We start from the raw sequence: 21,323 nt of genomic DNA, 5'->3' as shown, positions 1-21,323 counted from the left end.
CAATAAAGCGTAGATTTGTAAAATCAGAATCTTTACTTGATTACTTCTGTTTGGCAATACATAAAATTTTTGTGAACTGTTTTTTATTTATTCAGCCTTTTGATCGATCCCGTTACATGTTTTTTAGTGTCATCATCCAAAGATGACAATGCTTTTTCTCCTTCAGCTGGTGCATATTTAGTCAGACCAATTATACCTCCTGCAATTACATTGTAAGACTGATTTTTGATGCTTTCCTCCATTAATGCTTTATAAGACATATCACCCGTAGCGGCTAATTTTATAATTGCATTTGCTCTGGAAGTTGTCTTTTTATCGTTTTTAGCAATATCAAGCAAAGTCTTAATTGCCTCATCTTTAATTTGATTATCCCCTAAATCAATTGCTTTGATGCTAAGCGTTCGCAAATCATCCTGCTTATCTTTTAACCCTGCTAAAAGGATAAGCTGAGCGTCATGACCTTTATCTTTAGCGGCATATTTTATTGCTTCAATACGGTTGTAATACGTTGGAACATTTTTGTATTGGTACAAATAATCAGCTATTTTTTTGTTGTCTTTTACTTGTCCAACTAAGATTTTATCAGGATCAAGATCTACAAAGGTAGGTTGAGACGGAATGTCAAAACTGAAATTTTGTTCTCTTTGATCGATTAAAATTTCTTTTCTGATTTTCGTTCCGTTTACATAATAATCCACTTTTAAAGGAAGAATAAAGGTCTGAACGGTAGTTTCCTGAACTTGTTTTACTGCAATTGTTGCTTTTCCATTCGAGTATCCGTATTCGATATTCAAAATCGGATTTCCGCCTTGATAATACCATTGATTAAAATAGGGGCTCCAGTCTTTTCCGGTCACTTCTTCCATCGATAGACGCAGTTGGTGAGTTTCTCCCGATTTATAGGCATTAGTTATCAAATAATGGTTTAGAGATTTGAAAAATGCTTCGTCACCCATTTGATTTTTGATGGCATACAAAATGATAGAACCCTTTGAGTAGCTGATATTGTCAAACATATCATCTTTGTTTTTATAGTGAAAACGAGCTAAAATCTGGCTGTCACCGTTTTTCTGAGAACTCAGATAATTTTGTAATTTTCCATATCGTGATCTGTCTTCAGCATCCTGTCCTTCATCATGTCCGTGCCAAAGAACTTCTCCAAAAGTGGCAAAAGATTCATTCATGGTTAAATTTGACCAGGATTCAGCCGTTACATAATCACCAAACCATTGATGAAAAAGTTCATGAGCTACGGTACTTTCTTCGTTATCATCTAATAATTCTCTTTCCGTTTTTTGCACATAACCACCGTGAACTGTTGCAGAAGTATTTTCCATTGCTCCTCCAAAAAAATCAGTTACAACAATCTGAGAATACTTTGCCCAAGGATATTCTACTCCCAGCATTTTGCTGTAAAAGTTCATCATATCAGGCGTTTTCCAGAAAATTTGTTTGGCGTATGGCGCATATTTAGGCTCTAAATAATAGCTCACTTCTTTACCATTATAGCTGTCTTTATATACTTTAAAATCTCCAACTGCCATCATAAATAAGTAGGGTGCATTTGGCTGTTCCATTTTCCAGATATCCGTTCTGGTTCCGTTTTTATTGTCTTTTTGAGAAGTCAATTTTCCGTTTGACAATGTTGTATACTTTGAATCCACCGTCATTGCGATTTCAGAAGTTGTTTTTTGATTTGGTTTATCAATAGTAGGAAACCAAGCCGAAGAAGCTTCTGTTTCGCCTTGTGTCCAAATCTGTACCGGTTTGTCTTCTTTTCCGTCAGGATTAACAAAATACAATCCTTTTGAATCCGTAATTGATTCACCACCTTTTGTTTTTAGTTCATTAGGTTTTGCGATGTAATCTATGTAAACAACATATTTTTCAGTGCTTTTATATTTTCTGTTTAAAGTAATAAAAACCTGTTCGCTGTCCTGCGTATATTTTAATGGAATATTTTTTTTGCCGTCGATGATGGCAATTTCTTTGAACTCCATTCCTTTAGCATCTAGTGTAAGCTGATCAGTTTCGTAGAAATGAGGTTTTAAAGTAATCCACTCTTTTCCATTTAAATGGCGTTTTCCATAATCAAATGAAACATCTAGTTTGGTGTGTACCAAATCATGTACTTTTATGGCAGTAACCCGGTAAGTAGTTAATTCATCTGCTTTTTTATCTGTCGTTTGTGCTTCCATTTTTTGTACCATTATGGCAACAAGACTTAAAAAGGTATATTTTATAAATTGCTTATTCATTTTTTTATAGTAATCTGGTTTAGTATATCTTAAAAATTTCAATTTTTGCTTTGAAAATTAATCAGTCAAGGTTGTTATATCTAAAACGGGTTTAGGATAATTTTTTGATTTTATTTCATTTTTACAATCCATTGCCATTTTTTCGGTCATATTGTAGTGATAGGCTCCATAACAATCTCCTTCAAAACTGCCCACATAAAAGAATCCATAGGAATCAAAAAAATCGGTTAAATCAACTTTACTTACTTCACATGCCGTTTTTATAAAATTGAGTTGGTAAACAGCCGGATTTTCATCGGCTTTTACTTTTAGTTTATCATTGTTGTGAGCTTGTTTTCTAAATGCTTCAAAAAGGTCAGGGTAAAAATCGGGATTTTTGCCTGCTTTTTCAAAGTATAATTGCAGTTGCCAAAAAGGTACAAGTGGTTCAAAACTCCCACCCACTTTTAAATAACTTTCTTTTTTTTCGATAACTTTTTTTCTTGCAGCATCATAGTAGTTACCTTCCATAAGACGAGATTTAATCCCTAATGATTTGAGAACATACATTGTGAAAACATTATTACTTACTTCACAAAGTCCTCCCCAATTAAAATAGGGTTGCAATTGATGTACATGCCCGGTTTCGTGGCTAAATCCCCATGCGGGATCACCAGCTATTACTTTTTGGGGATCAAGTACCATTCCTAATGCATAACCTGATTTACCACCCATATAAGCTATTCCATCTTCGTCTCTAAACATATAGTAATTGTAGTTTACACGAGCCAATATTCTATTGTTTGGTACAAGATTGTATTTAATTAATCCCATAAGGCGATGCTGGCGATAGATCAAAGTGTCATAACAATTTAGTAATTCCACCCCTTTGTTGTAAGCATATTTTTTTAAATCAGCTTTAGGATAAATGGTTTGAATATACTTTCCTCTGGCATCTATCATAGGATAAATAGTGTTGTCCAGAAGTTTATTCCAATCTTCATTTTTTTGTTTTCCTGAATCAAAAAATCCATTTATTTGGGCATCAATAAAATGAATTTTAATTGCATTTTCCTTTTTAGGTTCTTCAGAATAATAATTGATATAAGCCAAACCATCGAAGTCTTTAACATCTATAATGTTTATACCATTTTTTAAAGGATATGATTTTTTTTCAATTCCCCAATTTGGGTCCTGATCAGGGGCAATTCCTGTAGGTGGCTGTCTGTTCCAATTAGGTATAATTAAATCGACAGTTTTATTTTTTGCAATATTGTCTACCAGAATTATGTGTTTACCTAAGGGTAAATAAATACCTGTAATGTTTTCATATTTACTGTAACCATCACCAATGGATAACTTTTTTCCTAGGATTGCTGGCGATAAATAAGCTTTGTAAGTAGCTAATCTATAATTGAAATCATAGTCACCCTTAAGCATTTGTATGGCTGCATTACGAATTTCTTTATTTTTAATCTTATCTAATTGTTGAGATTTTATGTTCTTTTTTAGTTTCGTAGCTAAATTATCTTTAAAAAAAGCTAAATCTTCTTTTAAGGAAATGGAGTCTATAGAACTTTGAGCATAACTATTAGAAAGGAAAAATAAAATGCAAAGTAAAACTAGGTGTTTCATTCGTGTTGGTTTTTATTAACTGTAGTTAGTTTAGTTGGTAATTGATTATGTACTCAGTGGTTTTTTATAATTTTTCAATGATTCTAACTTCGCCATCTTTTTCATCTTCAGTCAAAATATTTGATGGTTTTTTGGTGTAAACCAATAAACTCCATTGAACAATTTTATTTGTCGGATATAATTCTGCCTGATGTTTCAACCATTCTTCTGCTTGCTTTGAAGAAGAAGTTTTTTCAATAGCCCATGCCGAAACCAGTTGGTTAGCCGGTAAAAAGTTCATAACCGTATTATCAATTTTCGGATTGAACGTAACGATTTTTTCTAAAGATTTTTTAGCCGTTTCGGTATCACCAAGACTCGTATAACATTGATAATCTAACCAATTTTCCAGTCTTTCATCAATATTTTCATCGTATGGTTTTCCTACACCTAAATTTTCCGGCCATAATTTTGCTTCGCTAATAAATTGAAGTGCTTTTTTATACTGCTTATTTTTCATTTGCGCGACAGCCTGCATTAGTTTGGCTTCATGGTACAATTGTCTTCCACTTGTTGCTCCTTCAAAAGGAAGGATTTTCAGTTTGGTTAAAAAGGCATCGGCTTCAGCGTATTTTTTATTCAGTAAGAGCGTTTTTCCGTATAACATTCCCACGACATAATTTTCAGTGTGGCGTTTGTAAAAGGGTTCTATAGTCGCTAATGCTTTATCATTTTGTTTTTGGATGATATAGTGTTCGGCCAATAATTTAGGATATCTCCAACTCTGAGCATCTAATTTTATTGCTTGCTGAAGACTCGTTACAACCAGTTGGGAATCATCTTTGAATAACGAAGCTTTAGAGGCATAAAAGGCAGGATCATTTGGTTTTGCACCACATTGAGCGAACAATTCTTTTGCTCTGGAAATGTTATTACGATTCCATTCAATTAAAGCCATATGATATTTCAATTGCCATTGCTCATTGTTTTTTATCAAACTTTCCAGAATTTCGGCAGTTTCGCCACGGAAAGGAAAACTAATTCCAGGTTGAATTTTGCTCAAATCAACTGCTTTGTTTTCTAAAAATGATTTCCAATATATTATTTCAGCACTTGGAGCCGCCACCGTAAAAACTTTTACAGCTTCGTCCGTACGGCCCAGATGCTGATACCAAATACCTAATTCAAGATAAGTCTGCTCTGGTATTTCATTTTGAATTAACGAAGTGAAATCTGATTTTGAAGCATTTGAATTGTTCCAAAGGAATTTTTCAAAACCAACAAAATGATTTAAAGGATCGACTTTATTAATTTTATCTAAGATCGAATTTGCTTTTTCAGATTTGTTTTGAAGACGATAGATCACTGCTAGCAATTGTAAACCTTCGAGATTATTCTGATTGTTTAACAGGCTTTTTTCAGCATATTCAATTGCTTTCGTCTCATCGTTTTCTGCAAAATAAATTTTACTCAACGCAGTGTAAGCAGGGCTGCGATATTCAACGCTTGCAGCAGCAATATCGAAACCATCTTTTGCATCTGTTGTATTACCTAAATGAAGATTTGCAATTCCATAGTAATAGTTCGCAACGGGATTATAGGTGTCGATTGCTAATGCTTTACTGGCAGTTGCAATTGCTTCTTTATATTCTAATTTTCTAATTTGCAAACCAGCCAGATCAGAAAGGGCAGGAGCGTAGTTAGGATCTTTTTTCAAACAAGCCGTCAAGAACTCTTCTGCTTTTATATAATCTTTAAAACTGATATAATTTTTTCCCTGCAGATACAAACCGTACACCGAATTATTATCAAAATCTTTAGGAACTTCTAATGGTCGTGCCAAATTTCCATCTTCAGGAACTGAACTCCAAACCAGTTTATTTTCTCCAAGAACCAATTTTAGTTTGTTCGGATCAACAGCAACCTGAATCGAATCTTTGAATAATTGTAACGTGTTTAAAGTAATATTTTTAGAATACACTTTTTTGCCATTATCAAAAACTTCTAACCTTTCATTTAATTTTTGAAGTGGAGAAACGTAAATTTTAAGCCAACCATTTTCGTTTTTAACATTGACAGAACCATAATTATTTGCTTTTACAAAACCTTTAGTTTGTTTTACCGGAAACCAATATTCTGTCCATGCATCTGTTTGATAAGGTGCAAAAGAGCGTTGTTTAAAAGGTGTTAAATTACTACTGTCACTTGCCTGATTAAACAATCTTCCGCTTTGTACTTCAACATATTGTCCATCTGTATCGGTCAGTAATTTTTCCCAGATCATACCTTGTTGGGATAATCCCCAAATCCATATTTTCTTGCCGGGTTTGTCATCGTGATTACCATATCTTCCCATTCCGAAATCTTCATCATGATAATATCCTCCAAAGAAATCATTGTATTTACCAAAAACATGATAGGATTTATAACCACCAAAATCATTGTTTTTGTAAAAGGATAAATCTTTGCCGTTTTCTTTATCAATAGGCCATGCATTATGTTCGCCATTATGTCCAATATAACTTTGTCCCGGATAGATAAATTGCAAGCTTTGTGATGCCTTAATTCCTGTATTCATCCAGGTATAATAAGGCTGTTCAAATTCAGTTGAGTTGAACCAAAAGGAATTTGTCGTAAAATAGGCTTTATCTTTTGGTAAATTGATGTCCAATTTCCATGAAGTACGCGTCAGTAAATCTAAAGCACCAATTACGCAGCTGATACTTCCGTCTTCTCGTGTTATTATTTTGTAATCAACAGGAGTTGCGCAATTAGGAGTATGACCTATAATTCCGTAATTCCCTTCAACACCACCGCTTGTCCACGGACCACGCATGGCGATATCTCTAAATTTGATTACATGATTGTTGTAAATAAAATCTTTTCCGGTTGATTTTTCGACTGCTGACCAAACTTTTCCTCCAATTTCAGGAAGAATCATCAGTTTAATATAATCGTTTTCTACCTCAATTACTTTCCATTCTTTTTGGACAGGTTTATCTGTAAAACCATCAAAACGGAAATAAGGATACACTTTTGTATCTGGTTTTGGAATTGGATCCGGATCTGAAAAAGGATAGGTTGTAAAGACTTTTTTATATTCCTTATAGGTTGGTTTATTTTGTGCGGTGACAAAGAGGCTTCCAAAGAGTAAAATCGATAAAAAAGGTTTAAGTTTCATATGGAAAGCTATTTAGTGTGGTTATTTGGTAGTTAATTTGATTGCTTTTAATTGGGTAAAAAGCAACCAAATTTATTTTTTGTATTAATCAAATCTTTTTCAGGATCTAATCCCGCTATCCGTTTCAATCTTTTGTAGCGAACCCAGCCACAAAAGGATTTCCACTTCTATCGGGGCTAGGCAATCATTTTCATAATAACATTTTCGCGATCTTGTCATTTCGCGGAACCAAAAATCACATTTACGGATTCACGGTTCGTTGCTCTCTGGATGTGATTTCTCGTTCCTCGAAATGACAAATAATACAGGCAATTATTTATTATTACTTAACAATCAGCAACCATCCTTTTCCTTTGCTTACTGGCAATTCGTCTTTAGCGGTAAAGGTTTGTGCAGGTTGGAAATTAGCAACTTCTGGAGCTGTTATTGTAGCTTTTGAAGGATCGATTCCTAGTTTTTTCCAGTCGATGCTTAATTTTACTTTTACATCAGCATCAGCCCAGCTTGCAATTGAAATTAAAGTTGAACCGTTCTTTTTGTAAACAGTTGCCAGTACTTTTTCGTTATTTGTTTTTACCGGACAGTTTTCGCTCCAATATCCAATCATTTCAGAACCTTTAATTCCGAAAGTATCCCATAATTTCCATACTGGTCTTGGATCAGCATTGTGGCTCCAAGGCATTCTGTTTGTCATTCCGTAAACCATTCCTCTCCAAGGATTTCCTCCATCTTGTAACATTTCGCCCATCAATCCGAAAGGAATTCCGCTTACTTCGGTTAAGAAAAAGTCAGGTTGATTTTTTTCGTAATCAAAATATTCTCCAAACCATAATTTATTGATGTAGGGAAAATGCTCCATGTATAAGTTCGCACTGTTGTTAAATCCGTCACTTTTATTGTACTGATTTGCACTGTGCAAATCGATAATTCCAGGATGTCCGTCTTTAGTCAAAACTCTTTTGATACGTTTCATCGTGATTCTGTCAAAAGCAACATCATCAAGATAAATACCATCAATACCAACGTTTTGCGTTAACCAATTCATTCCTTCAACATAATAATTATGCCAACGGTTCATACCGCTATTAACGATTGCAGCATCTTTAATTTCAGGAACAAACCAAGCCGCGATATAATCGTCGCCAACGTGTTCTTGCAACCATGAGAATCCACCGCCTTTTCCTGGAGAGTAGATTTCGTGGCCTAAACTTCTTAGAGCAAATGTCTCATAAGCTTTGTTTGAAACTTCTCTGACAGTATTGTAAATTTTTACTTTTAATCCTTTTTCATGCGCTTCATCAATATAACTTTTCATCTTTTTAAATTCAATAAAAGGATAATTGATATATGGATTAATTGCATTTGCGTGGTGAATATTAATTACTGTAGCACCAGTTTTAGCAATGGTATCGATTGGACTGTATTTGTGATAGAATTTAGTATTCCATTGAAAGTCTGTGTTTAATGCATGGAAAGGTGTGATTAATAAATTGAAGTTATAGTATAACACATCTCCTTTTTTAACGGTACGCGCTCCACTATAAGCATTTACCAAAACTGATTTTTGGTTTGGTGCTATTGTGATTCCACCTTTGTTATCATTACCCCATGAAGTTGGTAATAATAATGGTTTCTGTAAATAGAAATTTGTGTTTAACGGACGGCTGTATTTTTCATCTCTTAAAGAAAATTGCAACCCGGAATTTACATTTCCGATCCACGCTCCGTCTTGGCTTTTATGAGCGACATCCCATTTCCAGTCAAAAGTTTCAGGACGATTTCCACCTTTTTGACCTAATCCCATCATATATTTTGCTGATGAAGATTGCATTGGTAAATGAATATTGATATCATTAAAAGAAGCATCTTCAAGAGCCGTAATTTTGACAGTATAATGTACAAAACCATCAAATTCAATTGAAGCATTTACATCCATTTGAAGCGATTTCGAAGTCGAAACACTTTCCCATGCTACAGTTCCGGCTTCTTTTTTAAGGAATTTAACTCCTGTATTTTGCCATTGTAATGATTCTTTTCCAGCGCCATCTACAAAATGAAAAGCAATTGGAGCGCTCAAGATATCGTTAGCTTTTGTTCCGATAACAGTCATTTCAGGTGTGAAGAAAGTTTGAATTTGTGCAGGAAAACCATCAGCTCCTAAAATTAATTTTCTACCTAGTAGGGAAATTTCAGAACCTTTTATTTCTAATGGAGTATAAGGCGCGATAACCGTATTTTCCTGTGCTAAAGTTGAGTTTAACCATTTCAGACGCGTCATTTTTTCAGGACTGTCGATTCCTCCATTTTTAGTAACTTCATTTGTTACTTTTATCTGAAGTGTAATTTCTTTTGATTTTCCGTCAGCAACAACGGTAGCTTTTCCTGTGTATGTTCCTGCAGCAGCAGTTTCCGGTACATCAACACCGCACCACATTGCCTGAACTTTTCCTTTTGAAACAGAAACAGTTGCAGCAAAATTAGAGGCGTCATAACGAGTACCGTCTGTATTGATACAATTGAGGTTTTTTGCTGCAATTACAGCACCACTTTCATTTTTTAAATCTGAAAACTGAACTTTTACATTGCTTAAATTTTCTAAGGCATAAACACCTAATTGAAAAGCTAAATATTCACCTTTCATAGCAGTATCAGCAAAACTATTTTGAACTCCTTTTTGAATCCATCTTTGTGGAAAATCATTTTTCATTCGGATAGAATACAATCTGTCTTCCGGGAAAACTAAAAAAGAATTTCCATTGTTTTTAGCAATGATGTCTTTGGTTTCAGCTGCAGTTGCAATGACTTCCATCGGGTAAAAACTATTGAAAGCATTTACACTCTGAATTTCCTTAACCGTACAATTATCTTTTAAATTAGTTTTGATTTTAGACAACCATGCCGCATCAGCTTTGCTTTCTGGTTTTGCATACACTCCTTTCGGGTAATTAGCATCTCCTTCATCAATATAAGGCATATAGTAAACATAATATGTTCCTTTTCCTGAAACAGGCTCGAAGAAAATCGCACCGTTTTCTCTATTGATATTTTCTGTTTTTGTGTTTAAAACTTCTTTTCCGTTCGCATCCTGAACAATAATTCTTTTAAGTTCCGGATTTTCATCTCTTCTGCGCCATTCAATAGTAGTTTTTGCAACATTATCTTTTCCGGTAAATTCAACAACAACGCGATGGTTTCCTAACAAATTAGGATTCCAGCTGTCATTTCCATCTGAATACTTTATTTGTTGTGCAGCCAATGGTATACTGAAAATGCAAAGGCACATAATCAATATTTTACTTAAAAGCGGTCTGTTTTTTAGGTTTAGTTTCATTTTTTTGATGTTCAGGTTAAAAGGGTATGCGTAATTAATAATTTAGTAAACTGCTTTCCATCCATTTTTTTTCCAGTAAGCAATAATAGGTTTGTAAGGCCCATATTTGTGTTGTTCTTCGGTAAAATTGTCCTGAAAAGGACTATGTGAGTAATCAATGGGTTTGCCCATTTTGTTTGGATAATCAAGTGTTTTTGGATTAGGCCTTGGATGTATAGCGTCATCATTTACAAAGGCAGCAATATCCAATGCCTGCTGATCTGTTAAATGAGGTTTTCCAATAGTCACCTTATCATAAGGCATGTTACTTTTTAGCCACTGAGCTTGTTTGATAACACGGTGCATGCTTGAACCAGGTTGGTAGCCGTATTCGCCCCAAAGCGGCGGATAAGTATATCCAGATTTATCAGCGTTGTAAACGCCTTCGCCATTATTTCCGTGGCAACGGGCACAATTTTCAACAAAAAGAGCTTTTCCTCTTTCCGGACTTGCAGCAACATCTGGGAATTCTATTTCTAAGTTTTTAGCACCTTTAAAATCTCCGTCTTTCGGAACAAATTTGCTGATCCATTTGAAATAAGATAAAAAGGCAACCATTTCATCACTGTCAAGTGGAAGCGGTTTTCCTGAATGCGGACGCATAATACAGTTGTTTACACGTTCAGCAAGTGTAAGTACTTTATTTTCGCGTCCACGATATTGCGGATAATTGTCATGAGAAGACATTAAATTGAAAGCATGAGGTTTTGTACCAGCATCCTGATGACAATTGGTACAATTCATTTTATTGCCCAAATATTTTCCTTTAACGCCATTTGGTCCAATATAATAGGCCGTTTTCATCATTAATTCTCTTCCATAACGAACCGATTCTCCAAATTGGTCATCCGGAATTTTCGAAGTATCAATAGTAATGTATGCCTCGTCTTCAGAAGTTTTTTCTGCCAAAGTTTGAGAATTTGAAGTATTGCAGGAATTGAAAACAACAATTGGCAATGCCGAAAAGATACCAATAAGAATTATTTTTTTCATGTCTAAAATTTTTAATCAATTATTTAATTCAGAAGAAAAGGTTTCATATTTTCTTCGGGAATAAACTGTGTACGGTAAGGAGGAATTTCAGACTCTAAAGCCCAAAGTAAAACTCCTTTTTTATTTGTTAATACTGTTATATGTCTTTTTGAACAGCAAACTAAAATGGTTTCTTTGTCAATCATATAAGCACTTCCCATTCTGTCATTGTAAATGTCTCTTGGCAGGTTGATATGGAAATCCAGTTTTACCGTTTTGCCTTTTTCATCAACTTTCAAAGCAAAAACAGAAGATTGTTTTTTATCAACTCCATTATCAAAGAACATTAAACTTCCATCTACGTTAATGTGTGCGGCATGTCCCTGAGAGAAATTAGTATCTGCAGCCATTTTCATGTTGCCATCTTTTCCTAATTTCCAGATTACTTTTCCGGTTTTTGAATCTACTTTCCAAATCTGACCGTTGTTGTAAAATGAAATTAAAAAGTTTCCATCTGTATCATAATTAAGACTGTTGGCGTGCGTCCAGTCTTTTTTTGTTTTCAATAATTTTTTATCTTTCAATGGATCCAAATCATCAAAAACACTCCATTTCCAGAGTTGTTTTCCTTTTCTGTCCATGATCAAAATTCCGTCGCCGTTTATGGTGTCGTTCTTTTTTCCTCCAATGGAAGTTAAATCCATTATTTTTTGATCCACGGTTATCGTAACAATTTCGTTAGCGGATTTTTTGATAATTTCATGGTGAATAACTTGTTTTAAATTGCCTTGTCCCTTTTTGATATGCATTAACGTGTCACCTTGCAAATTGATTTCCAGAATCTCACTTCCGTAACTTGTTGGCTCATCATTTGTGCCTAGTATTGAAAGAATGGTTTGGTCTTTTGTAAAATGAGCCACCTTAAATCCGGTTCCTTCAACAGTATGATACCATCTTAAGTTGCCTTTGTAATCAACAATATAAGCAACGCCAGGTGTTTCTCTTTTGGCTAAAAGCATAAACCCTTTTTTGAAATTTGCTGGCAAAAGTTCCGGTTTTGGACAATTAGCCTTGAATTGCTTTTGTAGCCATTCCGGTAAACTTCTGGATTTAAAATTGTAGATTTTACTACTGTCTTTTTGCTGATTCTGAACAGTTACCAATTGAAAATTGTAATTGGTTTCAGGAGTAATGTTGCAAAGAACTAAAGAGTGGGAGAGACCTGTTTTTGAAATAGGAGAACTTATTTTGCTTTTTATTCCTTTTTTTTCAGACCAATATTCGGCATATACCTGAACATTGTCACTCGTAATAACATCGATTTGAATTTTCAATTCGTTGTTGCTATGTGTCCCAATATTGATATTTGTGATACGCGCCTGATTTTTAGAACAACTTGCCAATGCAAGTAATGCCAAAATAAAACTCCCTTTTACTATTATTTTTTTGATCATCTTTTAGCTCCTTTAATGAAACAGCAAAGTACTTATTTTTATAAAAATCAAGAATAGACAGACAATTTTAACTGTCTATTCTTGATTAACCTTCTTATTATTGTCTATCGGCGTTACTTAATTTAGGATTAAGATCGACCTGACTTTGTGGATAAGTATAATATTTATTTTGTGGCATTTTTATTGGTGCACCATCACCAACTCTAAGGTGGTATGCATTTACAAGAACATCATATTTGCCCATTCTAATTAAATCCGCACGACGTTTTCCTTCGTAGAAGAATTCCCATCCTCTTTCCTGTAAAATGGCATCTCTCAAAGTAGATTGATTGTAATCTGCTAAGACTAATAGTTTAGCGTGCGATCTTCCTTTAACCTGATTAATTAAATTTATTGCTTCTGTAGTTGGGCCACTAATTTCGTTTAGGGCTTCAGCTCTGCATAATAATACATCAGCATAACGTAGAATGTTTACACTATGACCATCATAATAAGTTGTGGTTTCATCATCAGCATATTTTCTTGTTGCCACATCCTGCATATAAAACTCGCCTTCAGGTGGTTCTGCTCCCAATGATGGTGCTTGTTTATATAATAAACCATCGATTCCTACATATTCAGGAAAGAAACATTGTTTTCTTTCATCTTCATCACCAAATTGATTGTAGAAATCCCAATTTACAGTATAATATTGCCATCTGTTTTGAACTACCGGGTGATTAACTGGTCCAAAATGATTTAATAATTCTGTTCCGTTTGTATTGGCATCACTTAAAGAAGAGAAAATGTTCTCACTACACCATTTGTTACTTTCTTTAAACAGTCCTAAGTAGGAAGGGTAAAGACTGTATTCGTTAAGATTTATGATCGTTTGAGTAAGTGTAGCTGCTTTTTGCCAATCATGACTGCGCATGTAAAGTTTCATTAACAAGGTAAGTGCAGCTCCTTTTGTTGCACGACCAACATCATTGGTGCCATATATAGCATTAGTTTTGTAATTGACAGGTAATACATCTGCTGCTTCTGTTAATTCTTTAATAAGAAAAGCATCGATTTCTTCAACTGACGAAGGCGGCGTTTGATCTAAATACCCTGGGTTTCCTAAGTTAGCCTCTGTTATCAAAATAACTGGCCCCCACGCATCAGTCAAATCCATATAAGCAGAGGCTCTTAAAAATTTGGCTTCAGCAATAAACTGTGCTTTTTCCGCACCCGAAATTCCGGCCATTGGTAAAATGTTAAAAATTGCATTGTTTGCGTTTGCAATTAATTTATACATCGCATTCCAGTCTTCTCTAAGTAGTCCGTTAGTTGAGCTCCAGGTACCTAATGATAGTTGTCCGGGATCTCCACCAAATTGACAATGTCCTAAGTCTGTTGCAATATCTGTTAGTGCAAAGTGTCTTGTTGCCCAATAAGAAAAGTTATCGCCAACAGAAGGTCCTTTTAACCTACCGTAAATTGAATTGATCGCTGCTATAGCATCTGACTTTGTTTGATACCCATTGGTATTGGTCAAATTGCTATACACTGTAGGATCAAGATCCTGGTTGCAAGAAAATTGCATTCCTGCAGCAAGTAAAAGTAATATTAGTGTATATTTTTTCATTTTAAATAATTTAATGTTACCAAAAAAGCTTTTTTTGATTAGTGAATAGCTACTTTAATACCTAGGATAAAGGTTCTTGAAGCTGGGAACGAGTTGAAGTCAATTCCTCCACCTAAATTGTTACCTGAGTGTCCATTAATCTCTGGATCGTTTCCAGAATAATTAGTAAATGTTGCTAAATTTTGACCAATAGCATATAATCTGATACTATCTATAAACTTAGCTTGTTTCAGGGCACTTTCTGGAATAGTATATCCAATAGAAATATTTTTTAAACGTAAATAGGATGCTTCTTCAACAAATTTTGAATTTACATAGCTACCATATTTACTTTTGTAATAACCATCTCTTGGAATATCAGTATTTTCGTTTGTTCCGGCAACCCAACGGTTTAAAGCATCCGTACTTGTTGATGATTCACCCACCATATCAGTCATGTTATAAACTGAATAATCAAAAGCACCTTGGAAGAAGATATTTATATCAAAATTTCGATATCTAAAATCATTATTAAGTCCGGCGATAAAATGCGGTGTAGAATTTCCTAAATAAGTTCTGTCAGCTGCTGTAATCGCTCCGTCACCATTCAAATCTTCAAATTTTGGATCTCCTGGTTTAGAAAGAGGCTGTGGAGCATAAGTTTCCCCAGTTTTTACTACTCCGGCATATTTATATCCATATAAAACACCCATTTCTTTTCCTGGTTCTAATCTTGTAAATTCTTGTCCTGAAACGGTACCACTTGGATTTGAAGTGTTTGTGCTAATGATCTTAACATTATCAGCAAGTGATACAATTTCTTGTTTGTTGTAAGCAAGGTTTAAAGAGGTATTCCATGTAAATTTATCCGTTCTATAATTAACCGTACTAATTCCTACTTCAAGTCCTTTGTTATCAATTACTCCTGAATTTACTCTTTGTGTACCGAATCCCCACCATCCTCCGACAGGGACATTTAGTAACGCATCAGTAGTTCTTTTTTTGTAGGCATCAATGGTAACGCTTAATCTGTCGTTAAAGAATCCCATATCTAAACCTAAGTTCGTTTGTGCAGTTTCTTCCCATTTTAAATTAGGGTTTGCCAAATTTGCTGGTTCGGTACCTGCAACAAAATCATCTGGAGCAATGATAACACCCCATGAAGTTAATCTACTCATGTACGAATAGTCACCAATACCATCAGATCCAGTAATACCATAACTAGCTCTTAACTTAAGTTCAGAAAAAGTATTTAAGTTTTGAATGAACGATTCATTAGACATTTTCCATGCAACAGCACCAGAAGGGAAAATTCCGAATTTGTTGTTTGGTCCAAAACGTGAAGAACCGTCTTTTCGTATTGTAAAGGTTGCTAGATACTTGTCATTAAATGAGTAGTTTAGCCTTCCAAAATAAGAAGTTAATTTAGTTTCTGTTTTTTCTGTTTCCGGTTTTGAATAAACTGCTGCGCCCTGAAGATTGTGATAAGTCAGTAGGTCACTTGAAAAACCAGTTCCTGCTGCTCTTAACCTTTCGTAAGTATCTTTTTGATTCGAAGTACCAATCATTGCTGTTATAGCATGTTCTTTAATATTGAACTTATAAGTCAAATATTGCTCTGTACTCCATCTGAAATAAGTTTTGTTTTCTTCTGATCCTGAACCTTTTAATGCAGCTCCGGCTACTAATGTACTTGGAGTGTATTTTCCTTCAATGTTTTCTTGCCATTCAGCTCCAGCCCCAAAATGATAAGTTAAGTTTTTGATAATTTCATAATCAAGGAACATATTTCCATTAACCATTCTGTTTATGACATGATTTGTTGGCTCCAATAGTAAAGCTAAAGCATTATCTTTTCCTTGGTATTTATAATAAGACCCATCAGCATTATAAATTGGGATTGCTGGAGGAGCTGTTTGAATGGAGAACATTGGAGATAAAATATTATCACCGAAGTCACTGTTATTTCCTTCGCTTACAGCACCATAAACATTGGTTCCCATATTTAATTTCTCATTAAATCTCTTTTCAGCGCCCATTCTAACTGTATATCTCTCAAAATCAGTATTTACAATTGCTCCGGTTTGTTTCAGATAGTTTCCTGAAAGGAAAAATTTAGAAGTTTTGTCGCTCCCGCTAAAAGTAAGGGTTCTGTTCAACACTTCTCCGGGACGCGTTGCTGCATCAAACCAATTGGTATTGGCAACTGGAAAACTAGCTGGAAAAAGTGGTGGTATTTTATTTTCAAGTGCAATAGCATTTTGAATGTCAGCATATTGTCGCCCTGTAAGTAATGACGGTTCCTTGATAATATTCTGGAAACCATCTGAAATTTCTGCCTCAACCAACATTTTTCCTGATTTCCCTTTTTTGGTCGTAATAAGGATAACCCCATTTCCTCCTCGTGCACCATAAATTGCTGTAGATGCAGCATCTTTAAGGATTTGAATATTTTCAATATCATTTGGACTAATAGAAGCTCCAGTACTAGTAATAAAACCATCAACTACATATAATGGTGAATTAGAGGTATTAATAGAGTTACCTCCTCTAATTACAACTGATGGAGTAGTTCCCGGTGCATAGCTGTTTTGTTGAACCTGAACTCCCGAAGCGCGTCCTTGTAAAGCCTGACCAACATTTGCTACCGTACCACCTAAATTTAAATTGTCCTTGCCAATAGAAGCAACAGAACCGGTAAGATCTTTTTTCTTTGATTTTCCATATCCAATAACAACTTCTTCTAATTTTTGTCCTGCTTCTTTCATGACAATTTTTAGTGTTGCACCTGTTATTGTTACTTCCTGATCTTCCATACCAATGTAAGTCACAATAAGTTTGGTTGCATTATCTGGAACAGTAATCGCGAAACTTCCGTCAACATCTGTCTGGACACCTGTTTTAGTGCCTTTTACTATTACGTTTGCACCAGGTAAAGGAAGGCCGTTTTGATCGGTTATTGTCCCTTTTACCGTTTTTTCAAAAAACAAGACCGTATTGTTTTTGTGCGATGTAGTTATTGTCGAAGCAGCCGAAGCCTGAAATGTAAAAGCTAACAACGAAAGAACGGTTAGTTTAATTTCTTTTCTGGATAAATTGTTAATCCGAAAATCTCTTGGCTTTTTTTGGGTTAATAATTTCATACTTAAAATTGGTTTTGGTTAATGTTTAATTGTTTTTTCTTGATTGTAAGTTTTGGACTTCTTTTTTTGATTCAGGAATTCATTTTTACTTTTCTATTTGACTATTTTCTTTTTGAAATATTCAGTTCATTTTTCGATCTCAAAACGCATTATTTTATTCGTTTTTCCTCTTTTTTGAAGTGCTGAAATTGCTTTAAATTTTAACGATTTAACTTCGTTTTAAGATTATTGTCTGACGAAACTATAGATTATATTTTTATAAAACAAGAAAAAACACAAAAAATGTGCTCGAACACACAAAATTCATGTTCTCGAGCACATAAAATTGTTCGAAACGTTTTTTTTGACTTAAAAAGATGTGATTTTTACAATTATCTTTGGAAATAAATGACTTCTTTATTTGAGCTTATTTAATGCGAATTTGTTCTTTAGGTGAATAATAAATGATGTTTTTGTAAAATCTTATGAATTTCGCAATGGGCACATTAAATAGATAATAATTAAACAGTATTTTCTTATTGTTTTATTTAACAAAAAAATTGCTTTTATCGAAGTTTTATTTAAAATTTGCTGAACTGTTTTTACTTCCAGTTTTTAGGCTAAATTGGTACCTCCAAAAATGACTTAAAATAACCTCCTGTTTCTGTCATTTACATTTTTGAAGAAAATAAAAATTAACAAAATTTAAAACCCTGCACTGTGAAAGAATATCAAGTTGTTTTAATAGATAAATATCAAAAAATTAATGCAGAAATTTTAGATGCTTCTTTATGGGAAAAAGCAAATTGTTTAACTGATTTTTCTTCTCCGTGGAAAAATGATCCAATTTCAAATATTGAGTTTCGTGCTCTTTATGATTTGGAAAATTTGTATTTTAATTTTCGGGTTTTTGATACTGATATTTATATTGACCAAAAAGATGATAGTGTGGATAGTATCGGGAACTCAGATCGAGTAGAATTATTTTTTAGAGCTAATGATTCTCTCAATCCCTATTATTGTCTTGAAATGGACACTGCAGCGCGAATAATGGATTTTGAAGCGAAACCAAATAAAAATTTTGATTTCAATTGGAATTGGCCTAAAAAGGATTTAGAAGTTCAATCTTCAAATCAGGAGAGTTCTTTTACTGTTGAAGGAAGAATTAGTTTGGCTTCTTTAGAAGCTTTAAATTTAATTCAGAGCAATTGTATTGAAACAGGAGTTTTTAGGGCTAAATTTTCTAAAGATGAAAATCAAAATTATCAGCCAACCTGGATTTCTTGGGTAAATCCAAATACGACGGAACCTAATTTTCATATTGCTTCTTCTTTCGGAAAATTTATTTTAATGAAGTAATTTGCCACGAAGGCACAAAGTCGCAAAGAAGTATAAAATTAGTGTCTTAGTGGCAGGTCTTAGCTTATATAAAAGGAAGCATTCTCTACATTAATAATGTCAATGGGAAGCAAAATAGTTTCCGGAATTTCTTTTCGGAATAAAAAATGCTCTACTAAAGTGCTGACTCCTAAATAAGCCTGTCTCTTTTGATTTTGGTGAATTAAAAAATGAACCAATCCTTCATTTAGAAAGTTTACATTTTTCTTAATTAAATCATAGCCAATAAGTGCAATTTTTCGATCTTTTAGAGGAGATAAAAAAGAGGCAATTTGATAAGCTTTTGAAGTGGTAATGAAAATGCCGCTTAAATTTGGGTTTTCTTCCAGAAATGCAGGCAGCTTAGTGTCAATATTGGAATATTTTAATTTTAATGTTGTTAAAGAAAAATCAGATAACTTTTTTTCTTCAAAATAGTTTCTGAAGCCTTTTTCTTTTTCCTGCATGTGTACTGCATTTTTTAGACTTTCATCAATATGGATAATGGCAATTTGGCCTTTATCTAAAATCAGGTTCATTAAACTGGCTGCAACACGGCCGCTTTTGTATAAATCTTGCCCGACAAAACTTTTAATAGATGAAGATTCAACCTGGTTATTGAAGGTATTAACTATAATTTCTAATTCGTCATATTGCTTAATAATTTCAATAGTTTCTTTATGGAATAAAGGTGCTATCAAAACAGCGTCGGGTGACTTTTCGATTATTTTTTCGTTAGTACTTAAAAACGATTTTGTACTTTCAGGATTAAAAAAATAGGTTTCGATAATAATGCTGTAAGCTTTAAATTCCGTTATAGCCTCCTGAATTCCATTAACGCAAGGATACCAATAAGGATCAATTTCCGGATCAGGCATTAAAACACAAATGTGATAGACTTTCGTGTTTTTTAAATTTCGGGCAATTAAGTTAGGCTCGTAGTTAATGACGTTTAAAACTTCATTTATCTTTTCGAGTGCAGTAGGAGAAACCTTTCCTCTATTATGCAAAACACGATCAACAGTTCCTTTAGAAACTCCTGCCATTTTTGCTATATCCTTAATTGTGTACTTTTTATCCATATAAGCAAATATAGAAACTTTGTTTTAAATATTTGTATAATTTTTTAGAAAAATGAATTAGTGTGCTCGAGAACATTATTTTAGTGTGTTCGAGCACATTTTTTATTTTTTTCTTGTTTTATAGAAATATAATATATAGTTTCGTAGAATCAAAACCGAAATCGTAAAATAAATTCATAACCACATTTCATTGTAAATATTTGAATTACAATGTTTTAATATAAATTTTTCAAGTGATAAAAATTACTTCATTAGCCCCGGGTCGAACATGTCTCTTTGGAGATCATCAGGATTATTTAGGATTACCCGTGATAGCCTGTGCTATAAATCGAAATATAAAACTAGTTGCCGAAGAAAATAAAACCAAAACGTTTGTTCTTAATATGGTCGATATCAATGAAAAACGTGTTATTGATATCGATGCGACTTTTGAAAAACTGGAATCCAGGGATTACTTTGCCTCATCGCTTCGTGTTTTACGCAGGCATGGCTGTGTACCAAAAGTAGGGTACGATATTACCGTTACAGGAGATATTCCAATTAATTCAGGAACATCGAGTTCGTCAGCTTTATTAATGGGCTGGATTCAGTTTTTAATAACGGCCTTTGGAGTTGATGACGAAGTAACACCAGAGTTTATTGCTAAAATTGGATATGCTTCAGAGGTTTTGGAACATGGGGAGCCAGGCGGAATGATGGATCATTTTAGTATTGGAGTAGGGAATATTGTGTATATTAATACAAAAGATCCTTTTTCGTATAAAATTATTGGGACTAATTTGAAAGGCTTAATTACTGGAGTTTCGGGCGTTCCTAAAGAAACGATTGGACTGATTGGTGAATTGAAAGGAAATGCTTTAATGGCAATTGATATGGTAAAACAGCATTTTCCGGCTTTTGATTTGAATACTTCTGAAATTGGAGATATTGATCGTTATCGAAATTGTTTGCCAGACAGATTAATTCCATTTTTTGAAGCAGCCTTAAAGAATTACCATTATACCAAAGAAGCTTTAAAAGAATTCGAAAAACCAGTTTTAGATCTTAAAAAAATTGGGGAATTAATGAATCAGCATCATGAAGTTTTGCGTGATTTATTAAAAATTACAGTTCCGCGAATTGATGATATGATAAATGCGGCCTTACGAGCTGGTGCCTATGGAGCTAAAATTGTAGGTTCTGGCGGTGGCGGAAGTATAGTCGTAATTGCAGATCCTGCAAAAGAGGCCGCCGTAATTGACGCTATTTTGAAAGCCGGAGCACAGGAAGCATATGCTGTTACCGTTGATCCGGGTGTGAGAATTATTGAAAATATTGAAATTTAAA

The 21,323-nt window shown here is 34.1% G+C and carries 11 protein-coding genes; 2 read left to right on the top strand and 9 right to left on the bottom strand.

Going from position 1 to position 21,323, the window contains the following annotated elements; translation table 11 throughout:
• Positions 1-83 precede the first annotated feature (83 nt).
• The 8 genes from Q7C23_RS08380 to Q7C23_RS08345 all read right to left on the bottom strand — a co-directional run bounded on the left by Q7C23_RS08380 (position 84) and on the right by Q7C23_RS08345 (position 17,559).
• Positions 84-2,258 (bottom strand): M1 family metallopeptidase, encoded by a 2,175-nt coding sequence (locus tag Q7C23_RS08380; protein WP_375032084.1) that lies wholly within the window; start codon positions 2,256-2,258, stop codon positions 84-86.
• Between the two features lie 57 nt (positions 2,259-2,315).
• Positions 2,316-3,872 carry a M60 family metallopeptidase gene (locus tag Q7C23_RS08375; protein ID WP_375032083.1) on the bottom strand — a complete coding sequence of 519 codons (1,557 nt, stop codon included), beginning with the start codon at positions 3,870-3,872 and terminating at the stop codon, positions 2,316-2,318.
• Between the two features lie 64 nt (positions 3,873-3,936).
• Complete coding sequence (locus tag Q7C23_RS08370; RefSeq protein ID WP_375032082.1) at positions 3,937-7,032, bottom strand: DUF5107 domain-containing protein; 3,096 nt, start codon at positions 7,030-7,032, stop codon at positions 3,937-3,939.
• Positions 7,033-7,354: 322 nt separating this feature from the next.
• The gene (locus Q7C23_RS08365) at positions 7,355-10,363 is read right to left on the bottom strand and encodes a glycoside hydrolase domain-containing protein (protein WP_375032081.1); all 3,009 of its coding nucleotides are present in this window, start codon (positions 10,361-10,363) and stop codon (positions 7,355-7,357) included.
• Positions 10,364-10,405: 42 nt separating this feature from the next.
• The gene (locus tag Q7C23_RS08360) at positions 10,406-11,395 is read right to left on the bottom strand and encodes a c-type cytochrome (protein ID WP_375032080.1); all 990 of its coding nucleotides are present in this window, start codon (positions 11,393-11,395) and stop codon (positions 10,406-10,408) included.
• Between the two features lie 23 nt (positions 11,396-11,418).
• Complete coding sequence (locus Q7C23_RS08355) at positions 11,419-12,828, bottom strand: aryl-sulfate sulfotransferase (protein ID WP_375032079.1); 1,410 nt, start codon at positions 12,826-12,828, stop codon at positions 11,419-11,421.
• 97 nt (positions 12,829-12,925) lie between these two features.
• Positions 12,926-14,437, bottom strand: a complete 1,512-nt coding sequence (locus Q7C23_RS08350; protein ID WP_375032078.1) for a RagB/SusD family nutrient uptake outer membrane protein — start codon at positions 14,435-14,437, stop codon at positions 12,926-12,928.
• A 38-nt stretch (positions 14,438-14,475) separates the two neighbouring features.
• On the bottom strand, positions 14,476-17,559 hold the full coding sequence (locus Q7C23_RS08345) for a SusC/RagA family TonB-linked outer membrane protein (protein ID WP_375032077.1): 3,084 nt from the start codon (positions 17,557-17,559) through the stop codon (positions 14,476-14,478).
• Positions 17,560-18,258: 699 nt separating this feature from the next.
• On the opposite strand from Q7C23_RS08345, the gene Q7C23_RS08340 reads away from it, so the two are divergent.
• A complete protein-coding gene (locus tag Q7C23_RS08340; protein ID WP_375032076.1) occupies positions 18,259-18,897 on the top strand; it encodes a sugar-binding protein in 639 nt (212 codons plus the stop codon).
• Between the two features lie 59 nt (positions 18,898-18,956).
• On the opposite strand, the gene Q7C23_RS08335 is transcribed toward Q7C23_RS08340, so the two are convergent.
• Positions 18,957-19,997, bottom strand: coding sequence for a LacI family DNA-binding transcriptional regulator (locus Q7C23_RS08335; RefSeq protein ID WP_375032075.1), 1,041 nt, complete (start codon positions 19,995-19,997; stop codon positions 18,957-18,959).
• Between the two features lie 233 nt (positions 19,998-20,230).
• On the opposite strand from Q7C23_RS08335, the gene Q7C23_RS08330 reads away from it, so the two are divergent.
• Positions 20,231-21,322: a galactokinase family protein gene (locus tag Q7C23_RS08330; protein ID WP_375032074.1), complete on the top strand. Its 1,092-nt coding sequence runs from the start codon at positions 20,231-20,233 to the stop codon at positions 21,320-21,322.
• Position 21,323: the final 1 nt, after the last annotated feature.

The organism is Flavobacterium sp. LAR06 (genome assembly GCF_041946075.1).
Classification (GTDB): domain Bacteria; phylum Bacteroidota; class Bacteroidia; order Flavobacteriales; family Flavobacteriaceae; genus Flavobacterium.
The sequence above is the reverse complement of the archived record's forward strand: the minus strand, read 5'-3'. Positions and strand labels throughout refer to the sequence as shown.